Source organism: Pseudomonas sp. B13(2017), assembly GCF_002113245.1.
In the GTDB taxonomy this organism is placed as follows: Bacteria; Pseudomonadota; Gammaproteobacteria; order Pseudomonadales; family Pseudomonadaceae; genus Aquipseudomonas; species Aquipseudomonas putida_Z.
In genome coordinates this window covers 1-1250 of sequence record NZ_NEJX01000050.1, presented here as the reverse complement: position 1 = coordinate 1250, position 1250 = coordinate 1, and the positions used below count along the sequence as shown (strand labels likewise).

Here is a 1250-nt window from a genome sequence, read left to right as displayed (position 1 = left end):
TGAACTGGCCTAATGATTTTGGACACCTTCTTCGGGCGCTATGATGGCGCCCAATTGGAGGCAAAATCAGTGCGAAAATCTTATTCGAAAGAACACAAAATCCAAGCAGCTGAAATGGTGCTGGACGGTGGCCAGTCAGTTCCTGAGGTATGTGAAATCCTCGGGATTGGCCGCACAGCTCTCCGCCGGTGGGTTGACCAGGTACGGCAGGAGAGAGAGGGGAAAGTTCCGGCTGGTGCAAAGGCTATTACCCCGGAGCAGCGACGAATCGAGGAGCTGGAAAGCCTGGTTCGTCAAAAGGATCGGGATATCGAAATCCTAAAAAAGGCCAGTGCTCTCCTGCTTCGGGACTCCAAAGATCGTTCTCGCTGATCAACGAGCTGAGTGAGCATTACGGTGTTGTCGACTGCTGTCGCGTGCTTGGGGTCAAGCGCAGCAGTTTCTATGCATGGCGCAAACGCCAAGGGCGTGAAAATCCTGACAGGGATGCTCTACGCTCGCGTGTAATCAACCTTTTCAATGCGTCACGAGGCTCCGCAGGATCACGCACTCTGATGCAGGAGCTACGACGTGAAGGCCATGAAGTCGGGCGTTACAAAGTGCGCACGCTTATGCGTGAGGCTGGCTTGAAATGCCGGCAGCGCAGGCCGCACCGGTATCGCTCGTCAGGTACAGAAGCACTGATTGCGGAAAACCAACTGAAGCGAAATTTCAAAGTTTCGACTATCAACGAGGTTTGGTGTGGCGATGTGACTTACATCCAGGTTGGCAGGCGCTGGCTGTACTTGGCCGCAGTAATCGACTTGTACGCGCGCCGAGTTGTGGGCTGGGCGTTTTCAATGACTGCCGATGCCAGGTTGGCCTGTGACGCGCTGCGTATGGCGTCTGAGTCCAGGGGCAAGCCTGCGGACGTGATGTTTCATTCAGATCAAGGCTGCCAGTACACCAGCCATAAATTCAGGGCTGTGCTTGAAGAATACCGCTTGAAACAAAGCATGAGCCACCGCGGCCAATGCTGGGACAACGCCGCCATGGAGCGATTTTTTGGGGCGTTGAAATCAGAGTGGATGCCGGCAGGAGGGTATGAATCCGAAGCTGAGGCTAAGGCCGACATCATGGCTTATCTGGTGCGCTACAACCTCAAACGTCTCCACAGCTACAACGGATACGAGACCCCGGTAGCCATGGAGGAAAAACTGAGGGCAGCGGCATAAACCTTAACCGGTGTCCAAAATTACTTGACCAGATCA

2 protein-coding genes are annotated in these 1250 nt (G+C 54.3%); both read left to right on the top strand.

Annotated features, from left to right (window positions below):
• The first annotated feature begins 18 nt into the window (after window positions 1-18).
• Complete coding sequence (locus CAG44_RS29210) at window positions 19-372, top strand: transposase (RefSeq protein ID WP_256573585.1); 354 nt, start codon at window positions 19-21, stop codon at window positions 370-372.
• Window positions 369-1214 (top strand): IS3 family transposase, encoded by an 846-nt coding sequence (locus CAG44_RS27330; RefSeq protein ID WP_371858555.1) that lies wholly within the window; start codon window positions 369-371, stop codon window positions 1212-1214. The genes CAG44_RS29210 and CAG44_RS27330 overlap by 4 nt, the downstream gene beginning before the upstream one ends.
• The last annotated feature ends 36 nt before the right edge of the window (window positions 1215-1250 follow it).